This is a genomic window from Kitasatospora sp. NPDC059408, from assembly GCF_042751525.1.
Taxonomy (GTDB): Bacteria; Actinomycetota; Actinomycetes; order Streptomycetales; family Streptomycetaceae; genus Kitasatospora.
The window spans coordinates 34,385-44,617 of the sequence record NZ_JBHYWI010000017.1; the positions used below are offsets into that span (position 1 = coordinate 34,385).

Below are 10,233 nucleotides of genomic sequence, written 5' to 3' on the forward strand. Positions count from 1 at the left end.
TCAGTTGACGGAGGTCAGCCGGGCGAGCAGGACGCGGCCGATCTCGGCCGCCGGCTCCGGCTGGAGCAGGTGGCCGTGGTGCGCGTGCACCGGGTGGGTGGTGATGCGGCCGGCCACGTGCGGCCGCCAGGCCGCCGCGGAGGCCGCGATCCGCGCCTCGGGGTCGTCGGTGCCGACCGTCGAGACGAACAGCAGCAGCTCGCCGTCGAAGCGGCGCGGCCGGTAGCCGTCGCTCAGCGCGTGGTTGTTGACGCCGACCTTCACGAAGGCGGTGATGTGCTGCTCCGAGAGGCTGCCGAGCGCGCTGTCCCGGCCGCGGATCAGCTCCATCGCCCGCTGGTGGTCCAGGGGGCGGGAGCGGATCTCGTCGAGGTCGTAGCCGACGAAGTCGAGCAGCGTCTCCAGGACGTCCCGTTCGGTGGGCTTGGTGTAGCCCTCGTCGGTCGTCCAGGACTCGTCGAACGGGGTCTGGTCGAGGTTGGCGAGCAGGGCGACCTCGGCGCCCTGCTCGACGAGCAGGGTGGCCACCTCGTGCGCAACCAGCCCGCCGAAGGACCAGCCGACCAGGTGGTACGGCCCCTCGGGCTGTACCGCGCGGATCTGCTCGACGTAGTCCGCGGCCATCTCCGCGACGCTGGTCGCGATGCGGGCGTCCGCGCCGTCCAGGCCGCGGGCCTGGAGGCCGTAGACCGGGTACTCGGCGGAGATGTGCCTGAGGAGCGACGAGTACGGCCAGCTGAGGCCGCCGGCGCCGTGCACGCAGAACAGCGGGCGGCGGTCGCCGCCGGTGCGCAGCGGCAGCAGCACCTCGAAGCCGTCGCCGTCCTGGCCGGTGCCGAGCTTCTCGGCGAGGCGGGCGACGGTCGGCGTCTCGAAGATGCCCCGGTTGCCGAGCTTCACGCCGAGGACGGACCGGATCCGGCTGACCAGCTGGATGGAGGTGATGCTGTCGCCGCCCAGCTCGAAGAAGCTGTCGTCGATGCCCACCCGGTCCACCTTCAGGACCTCGGCGAACAGGCCGCACAGCACCTCCTCCTGCGCCGAGCGCGGGCCGCGCGCAGTGGTCGCCGACTCGGCTGCGGGGGCCGGGAGTTGCTTGCGGTCGAGCTTGCCGTTGACGCTCAGGGGGAGGGCGTCGAGGGTGACGAAGGCGGACGGGACCATGTAGTCGGGCAGGGCGGCGGCGAGGTGGGCGCGGAGGGCTTCGGTGTCGAGGGTGGCGGGGGTGGCGGGGACGATGTAGGCGACGAGGCGCTTGAGGCCGGGCTGGTCTTCGCGGACGACGACGGCGGCGCGGGTGACGCTGTCGTGCTTGACGAGGACGGTTTCGATTTCGCCGAGTTCGATGCGGAAGCCGCGGATTTTGACTTGGTCGTCGGTGCGGCCGAGGTAGTCGAGGTGTCCGTCGGGGGTCCAGCGGGCGAGGTCGCCGGTGCGGTACATGCGGGTGCCGGGGGTGCCGTGGGGGTCGGCGGTGAAGCGTTCGGCGGTGAGGGCGGGGCGGCGGAGGTAGCCGCGGGCGAGGCCGTGGCCGGTGAGGTAGAGCTCGCCGGGGATGCCGGGCGGGACGGGCCGGAGGTGTTCGTCGAGGATGAGGGTGCGGGTGTTGGGGATGGGGGTGCCGATCGAGGGCACACCCGTGCCTGGGGCGAGCGGTGTGGAGATGGTGGCGGCGACGGTGGATTCGGTGGGGCCGTAGGCGTTGGTCATGCGGCGGCCGGGGGCCCAGCGGTCGACCAGCTCTGCCGAGGTGGCGTCGCCGCCGACGATGAGGCTGCGGAAGTGGGGGAAGTCGCCGGCGGGGACGCTGGCGAGGGCTGCCGGGGGGATGAGGGAGTGGGTGACGCGTTCGGTGGTGAGGACGTCGGCGAGGACGTCTCCGGCGAGCGGGCCGGGCGGGGGGACGATGAGGGTGGCGCCGGCGGCGAAGGTCATGACGAGTTCCAACACCGAGGCGTCGAAGCTCGGTGAGGCGAACTGCAGGACGCGGCTGTCCGACGTGACGTCGAAGCGGTCGAGTTCGGCGGTGGCGAAGGCGGCGATGCCGGTGTGGGTGACGACGACGCCCTTGGGGCGGCCGGTGGAGCCGGAGGTGTAGATCAGGTACGCCGGGTTGGCCGCGTTGATCTCCGCGGAAGGCCGCTGGGCGGATTCACCCTCAACAGGGGGGAGTTCGTGCAGGACGAGTGCGGGCTTGGCGTCGTCGAGCATGTAGGTGATGCGGTCGCTGGGGTAGTCGGGGTCGATCGGCAGGTACGCCGCCCCCGCCTTCAGCACACCGAGCTGGGCGATGACGATGTCGACGGATCGCGGCAGCAGCAGCGCGACGATGCTCTCCGCCCCCACGTCCTGGGCGCGCAGCCAGTGCGCGAGCCGGTTGGCCCGCTCCTCCACCTCCGCGTACGACAGGACGAGCTCGCCACTCGCGATCGCGGGCGCCGACGGCGTGGCGTCGACAGCGGCCTCGAACAGCCCGTGGAAGGTCGCCGGGGCCAACTCCCGATCGATGCCGGCCCATTCGCCGAGGACGAGCCCGCGCTCGTCCCCGGTCAGGACGTCGACGTCACCGACCCGGACCGACGGGTCCGCCGCGACGGCCTCCAGTACCGCGACGAGCCGCGCACCCAACGCCTCCGCCGTCGCCCGGTCGAACAGGTCGACGGCGTACTCGACACTGCCCGCCAGCCCCTCCTCCGACTCCGCGAGCTGGAAGGTCAGGTCGAACTTGGCCGCGTCGAACGTCGCCTCGTGCGGTGCCGCCCGCACCCCCGCGAGGTCGAGCGTCGCCGCGCCGGTGTTCTGGAACGCGAGCATGACCTGGAACAGCGGGTGCCGGGCCATCGAGCGCTCGGGGTTGAGGATCTCGACGAGGCGCTCGAACGGCACGTCCTGGTTGGCGTACGCCGCGAGGTCCGTCTCCCGTACGCGGCGCAGCAGTTTGCGGAAGCTCGGCCGCCCCGAGAGGTCGTTGCGCAGCACGAGCGTGTTGACGAAGAAGCCGACGAGGTCGTCGAGCGACTCGTCCGTCCGTCCGGCGATGACGCTGCCGAGCGGGATGTCGTCGCCGCCGCCGAGGCGGTGCAGCAGCGTGGCGAGTGCGGCCTGGGCGATCATGAAGAGGCTGGTGCCCGTCTCCTTGGCCAGCGCCGCGAGGTGACCATGAACCGAGGAGGGGACCGTGAACGTGACGGTGTCCCCGCGGTAGCTCATCCGGGCCGGGCGGGGCCGGTCGGTGGGCAGCGGGAGTTCCTCGGGCAGTCCGGCGAGCGCCGTGCGCCAGTAGTCGACCTGCCGGTTGAGCTCGCCGGCCGGGTCGTGCTCGTCGCCGAGGACCTCGGCCTGCCACAGCGTGTAGTCGGCGTACTGGACCGGCAGCGGCGTGAACTCCGGTGCGGTGCCGCCCAGTCGGGCCGCGTACGCCACCGACAGGTCGCGGGCCAGCGGTGCCATCGACCAGCCGTCCGCCGCGATGTGGTGCACGACCACCAGCAGCACGTGCTCCTCGTCCGAGACGGTGAACAGTCCGGCCCGCAGAGGCAGTTCGCGCGCCAGGTCGAAGCCGCGCCCGGCCTCCGCCGCGACCGCCTCGGCGCTGTACGGCGCGCGGAGCAGCTCCGGCCGGGCCGCGTCGGCGGGCAGGATCAGCTGCTGCGGCCGCCCGTCGGCGTCGGGGAAGACGGTCCGCAGGCTCTCGTGCCGCGCGGTGACGTCGGCGAGGGCCGCCTCAAGAGCCGGCGGGACGACCGGCCCGGTGAGGCGGACGGCGATCGGCAGGTTGTAGGTCGCGCCGGGGCCCTCGAAGCGGTCGAGGAACCAGAGCCGCCGCTGGGCGGCGGACAGCGGCACGGGCTCGGGCCGCACCCGGGCGGTCAGCGCCGGGCGGGTGCTCGCGGCGTCGCCGAGGCGTTCGGCGAGGGCGGCCGGGGTCGGTGCCTCGAACAGGGTGCGGACGGGGAGTTCGGCGCCGAGCCGGGCGCGGACCCGGCCGGCGACCCGCACGGCGAGCAGCGAGTGGCCGCCGAGGTCGAAGAAGCCGTCGTCGATCGAGACGCTCTCCAGCCCGAGGACCTCGGCGTAGATCGCGCACAGCGCCTTCTCCTGCGCGGTGCGCGGCGCCCGGCCGGTGCCGGCGGCGCGCGGGCCGGGGGCGGGCAGGGCGGCGCGGTCGAGCTTGCCGTTGACGGTGCGCGGGAGGCGGTCGAGCGGGACGATCGCGGCCGGGACCATGTAGTCGGGCAGCCGCTCGCCGAGCACGCGGCGCAGCTCCTCGGCGGCGGGCACGGCGCGCCCGGCGGCGGGGACGGCGTAGCCGACCAGCTCGCGGATGCCGGGGCGGTCCTCGCGGACGACGACGGCCGCGACGGCGACGTCGGGGTGGGCCTCGATGGCGGCGGTGACCTCGCCGAGCTCGATCCGGAAGCCGCGCACCTTGACCTGGTCGTCGGCCCGGCCTAGGCAGTCGAGGCGGCCGTCGCGGGTCCAGCGGGCGAGGTCGCCGGTGCGGTACATGCGGGCGCCGGCCGGGCCGTACGGGTCGGCGGTGAAGCGTTCGGCGGTGAGGCCGGGGCGGCCGAGGTAGCCGCGCGCGAGTCCGGCGCCGGCCAGGTACAGCTCGCCGGGCACGCCGGGGGCGACCGGGCGCAGGGCCGCGTCCAGGACGTACGCCCGGTAGTTGTCGAGCGGGCGGCCGATCAGCACCCGGCCGGCGTCGGTGATCCGCTGGCCGACGGCGTCGACGGTGGTCTCGGTGGGCCCGTACAGGTTGTAGGTCACCACGCCGTCGATCCCGGCGAGTTCGGCGCGCAGGGCCTCGCCGAGCGCCTCGCCGCCGAGGGCGACGACCAGCGGGCGGGCGGATTCGTCGGTGGTGAGGCCGAGTTCGTGGAGCTGCTGGTAGTGGCCGGGGGTGGTGTCGAAGTGGTCGATGCCGCCGACCCGGCGCGCGTAGGCGGCGAGCGCGGCGGGGTCGTGCCGGGCCTCGTCGTCGATCAGGTGCAGTTCGTGGCCGCGCAGCAGCCACAGCAGCGGGTCGATCGCGGCGTCGAAGGAGAACGACGCGGCCAGCGCGGCCTTGAGCCGGCGCCCGCCGGTCGAGGCGATCTCGCGGGCGTAGAGGCGCTCGAAGTGGTCGTGGTAGAGGTTGACGACGCTGCGGTGCTGCACGGTGACGCCCTTGGGGCGGCCGGTGGAGCCGGAGGTGTAGATGACGTACGCGGCGTTGTCGGGGCGCGGGGCGCCGGAGCGCTCGGCGGCGGTGAGCGGGGCGGCGGACCACCGGGCGTCGTCCCGGACGGCCAGCACCTCGGCGGGGTCGGCGAGTTCGGCGACCGGGCGGGCGTCGTCGGTCATGTGGGCGATGCGGTCGGCCGGGTAGTCGCGGTCGACCGGCAGGTAGACGGCGCCCGCCTTCATGACCGCGAGCAGCGCGACGACGTGCTCGGCGCAGCGCGGCAGCCGCACGGCGACGACCTGCTCGGGCCGGACGCCGTCGGCGACGAGCCGGCGGGCCAGCCGGTTGGCCCAGGCGTCGAGTTCGGCGAAGGTGAGCGCGGTGTCCCGGAAGACCAGGGCGGTGGCGTCGGGGGTGCGGGCGGCGGCCGCCTCGAAGAGGCCGGGGACGGTGCCGGTGGGGTGGTCGCTCGCGGTGTCGTTCCACTCGACGAGGACGCGCCGGCGCTCGTGCGCGGTGAGCAGGTCGAGGGCGGAGAGCGGCCGGTCCGGGTCGGCGACCAGCGCGGCGAGCAGCCGCACGAAGCGGTCGGCGAGGTCCTGGGCGGTCTCCCGGTCGAACAGGTCGGTGGCGTACTCGACGCCGCCCGCGAGGCCGTCCGGCGTGCCGTCGGCGGTGAAGCGCTCGGCGAGCACGAGGGACAGGTCGAAGTTGGACATCCGCAGGCCGACCGGCTGGGACGTGGTGCGCAGCCCGTCCAGGTCGAGGCTCGCCTCGGCGGTGTTCTGGAAGGAGAGCATCACCTGGAACAGCGGGTGGCGGGCCAGCGAGCGGCCCGGGTTGAGCACCTCGACGAGCTGCTCGAACGGGACGTCCTGGTGGGCGTAGGCGGCCAGCGAGGCCTCGCGGACGCGGTCGAGCAGCTCGCGGAAGGTCGGGTCGCCGGAGGTGTCGGTGCGCAGCACGAGGGTGTTGACGAAGAAGCCGACGAGCTCGTCGAGCGCCTGGTCGGTGCGGCCGGCCACCGGGGTGCCGAGCGGGACGTCCTCGCCCGCGCCGAGGCGGGTGAGCAGGGCGGCGAGTGCGGCCTGGGCGGCCATGAAGACGCTCGCGCGGTGGCCCTGGGCCAGGACGGCGAGCGCGCGGTGGACGTCCGCGGGCACGGTGAGCCCGACGGTGCCGCCGCGGTGGGTCATCTCGGGCGGGCGGGGGCGGTCGGTGGGCAGGGCCAGTTCCTCGGGGAGGCCGGCCAGGGTGGTGCGCCAGTGCTCGATCTGGCGGGCGAGTTCGCCGCCGGCGGTGTGCTCGTCGCCGAGCACCTCGTGGCGCCACAGCGTGTAGTCGGCGTACTGGACGGGCAGCGGCTGCCAGTCGGGTGCGGTGCCGCCGCGGCGGGCGCGGTAGGCGGTGGAGAGGTCGCGTGCGAGCGGGGCCATCGACCAGCCGTCGGCCGCGATGTGGTGGATCACGAGCAGCAGCACGTACTCGGTGCCGTCGAGGGCGAACAGGCGGGCGCGGAGCGGGATCTCGCGGGTGAGGTCGAAGTCCCGGGCGGCGGTGGCGGCGAGCGCCCGGGGCAGCTCCTCCTCGGTGACGCCGACGACCGGGACGGCCGGCGCGGCCTCGGCGGGGGCGAGGACGTGCTGGCGGGGGTCGCCGTCGGTGTCCGGGAAGACGGTCCGCAGGCTCTCGTGCCGGGTGACGACGTCGGCGAGGGCCGCGCGCAGCGCCGGGACGTGCAGCTCGCCGGAGATGCGGATCGCCATCGGCAGGTTGTAGGTGCCGCCGGCGTCCTCGAACCGGCCGAGGAACCAGAGCCGCCGCTGGGCGGGGGAGAGCGGGACGGCGGCGGGCCGCGGGCGGGCGGTGAGCGCCTGGCGGGCGCGGTCGGCGCCGCCGACCCGCTCGGCGAGGGCGGCCACGGTCGGCGCCTCGAAGAGGGCCCGGACGGGCAGTTCGACGTCGAGCTCGGCGCGGATCCGGCTGATCAGGCGGGTGGCGAGGAGCGAGTGGCCGCCGAGGGCGAAGAAGTCGTCGTCGGCGCCGACGTCGGGCAGTCCGAGGACTTCGGCGAAGAGGGTGGCGAGGAGTTTCTCGCGTTCGGTGGCGGGTGCGCGGCCGGGTGCGCGGTCGGCGAAGTCGGGGGCGGGGAGGGCTTTGCGGTCGAGTTTGCCGTTGGTGTTGAGCGGCAGGGCGTCGAGGGTGACGATCGTGGCGGGGACCATGTAGTCGGGCAGGTCGGCGGCGATGTGGGCCAGCAGGGCGGCCGGGTCCGGGGTCGTACCTGCGGCGGGGACGACGTAGCCGACCAGCAGTTTGACGCCGGGGCGGTCTTCGCGGACGACGACGGCGGCGCGGGTGACGCTGTCGTGTTTGACGAGGACGGATTCGATTTCGCCGAGTTCGATGCGGAAGCCGCGGACCTTGACCTGGAAGTCGGTGCGGCCGAGGTAGTCGATGGTGCCGTCTTGGGCCCACTTTGCGAGGTCGCCGGTGCGGTACATGCGGGTGCCGGGGGTGCTGTGGGGGTCGGCGGTGAAGCGTTCGGCGGTGAGGGCGGGGCGGCCGAGGTAGCCGCGGGCGAGGCCGTGGCCGGCGAGGTAGAGCTCGCCGGGGGTGCCTTCGGGGACGGGGCGCAGGGCCGAGTCGAGGATGTAGGCGCGGGTGTTGAGCATCGGGCGGCCGATGGAGGGGCTGGCCGTGGTGCCGTCCAGGACGGCGGTGGTGGACCAGATGGTGGTCTCGGTGGGCCCGTAGACATTCAGGACGGACCGCCCGGTGGCGGCCATGGCCTGGGCCAGGGCACCGGGCACAGCCTCGCCGCCGACGAGCATGCGCAGGCCGGCCAGGGCATCCGGGACGTCGGCGGTCAGGCTCTGCCAGAGGGAGGGGGTGGCTTGGAGGACGGTGGCGTCGGTTTTGGTGATGAGGGCGGCGAGGGCTTCGGGGTCGAGGACCTCGTCCTTGCTCGCGATGACGACGGCGGCGCCGTTGAGGAGGGGGAGGTAGAGCTCCAGGGCGGCGATGTCGAAGGAGACGGTGGTGACGGCGATCAGGCGGTCGGTGCCGTCCATCGGGACCCGTGCCGACATGTCGGTGAGGAAGTTGTCGAGCGCGGCGCGGGGGATGACGACGCCCTTGGGGCGTCCGGTGGAGCCGGAGGTGTAGATCGCGTACGCGGGCGTCCGGCCGTCGTGCTGAAGCCGGAGCGGTTCGGCGGACTGGGCGGCGAGCTGCTCCCGCACTGCCGCATCGTCGAGCAGCAGCGTCGGCGTGCCGGGCAGGCCCTCCGCCGTGGCCCGGGTGGTGAGCAGGAGCGAGGGCCGGGCGTCCTCCAGGACGTAGCCGAGGCGCTCGGCGGGGTGCTGGGGGTCGAGGGGGACGTAGCCTGCGCCGGACTTCTGGACGGCGAGCAGCGCGACGAGCAGGTCCGCGGTGCGCGGCAGGGCGACGGCGACGTAGCCCTCCGCCCCGGCGCCGTGCTGGACGAGCAGGCGTGCCAACCGGCTGGAGCGGGCGTCGAGTTCGGCGTAGGTGAGCCGCTCATCGCCGCTGATGACGGCGGTGGCGTCCGGCGTCGCCGCGACCTGCCGGGCGAAGCGCCCGAGCAGCGACTCCAGCACCGGCGCCGCCTGCGCCGAACCGGCCCACGCGTCGAGCACCCGGGTCCCGTCCGACAACCGCAGCCGCCCGACGGGCAGTTCGGCCACCGAAGCCGCCTCGCCGAGCAGGCGCAGCAGCGCGGCGGCGAGCCCGTCGACCCGCTCCTGCGAGAGCAGGTCGGGCCGGTGCGCGAGGTCCAGCGCCAGCGTGCCGCCGAGGCCGACGGTGAGGCTCAGCGGGTAGTGGGTGCCCTCGTGGTTGCGGCCGTCGACGACGCCGAGGCCGCCCGCCGAGCGGCGCAGGCCCTCGGTGTCCACCGGGTAGTTCTCGAACACGAGCAGGGTGTCGAAGAGTTCGCCGTGTCCGGCGGTGCGCAGAACGTCGCTGAGGCCGAGGTACTGGTGGTCCATGAGCCCGGCCTGCTGGTCCTGAAGGCGCTCCAGCAGGGCGCCGAAGGTCTCGGCCGGGTCGAGGGCCACGCGCACCGGCAGGGTGTTGATGAACAGGCCGACCATCGACTCGATGCCCGCGACCTGGGGCGGACGGCCCGAGACCGTCCCGCCGAAGACCACGTCGTCGCGGCCGGTGAGCCGCCCGAGGACGATCGCCCAGGCCGCCTGCACGACGGTGTTGACGGTGACGCCGTGCTCGCGGGCCCAGCGGACCAGGGCGGCGGTCTGCGCCGTCGGCAGCTCCGCCCGGGTGGCCACCGGGACGACCGGTGCGCGGGACGGGTCGGGGGCGGCGAGCAGCGTCGGCTCCTCCAGCCCGCCGAGCACCTCCCGCCAGGCGGCCTCGGCGGTGGCGCGGTCCTGGGCGGCCACCCAGGTGAGGTAGTCGCGGTAGGGGGCGACGGGCGGCAGCGCGCGCTCGTCGGAGCCGCGCCGCAGCAGCCCGTACAGCTCGAAGAGTTCGCCGATGACCGTCGCCCGGGACCAGCCGTCGACCAGGATGTGGTGCACGGTGACGAGGAACCGGTGCCGGTCCGCGCCCTGGGAGACCAGGGTGAAGCGGATCAGCGGCGGGCGGGCGAGGTCGAAGCGGCGGGCGCGGTCCTCGGCCGCGACGGCCTCGGCGGCGTGCGCCCACGCGCCGGATGGTCGGCCGGTGAGGTCGACGACGGTGAAGTCCGGGGCGACCTCGAACGGGATCAGCTGGACCGGCTCGCCGTTCTTGCGGTACCGGAACGCGGCCCGCAGGCCGGCGTGCCGGCGCAGCAGGGCGGCGCAGGCGCCGCGCAGCGCGTCGGTGTCCAGCTCGCCCTCGATGTCCAGCGCGAGCTGCATCGTGTAGACGTCCGGGCCCTGGGTGTCGTAGCGGGCGTGGAACAGCAGGCCCTGCTGGAGCGGAGAGAGCGGCAGGATGCTCTCGATGCGTGGCTTGGCCTTGGTCGTCGCCGCCATCGGCGCCGCCGTGGTCGCTGCCGTGGTCGCTGCCTTGGTCATGTCGCTTCTCTCCAA

Annotated in this window: 1 protein-coding gene; it reads right to left on the bottom strand. The window is 74.4% G+C overall.

The window, feature by feature from the left end:
* On the bottom strand, positions 1-10,218 hold the full coding sequence (locus ACFXDE_RS13920; RefSeq protein WP_380493974.1) for an amino acid adenylation domain-containing protein: 10,218 nt from the start codon (positions 10,216-10,218) through the stop codon (positions 1-3).
* Positions 10,219-10,233: the final 15 nt, after the last annotated feature.

Excerpts from the sequence above, each read along its gene's own strand:
- ACFXDE_RS13920 (WP_380493974.1), bottom strand. The coding sequence starts at position 10,218 with ATGACCAAGGCAGCGACCACGGCAGCGACCACGGCGGCGCCGATGGCG.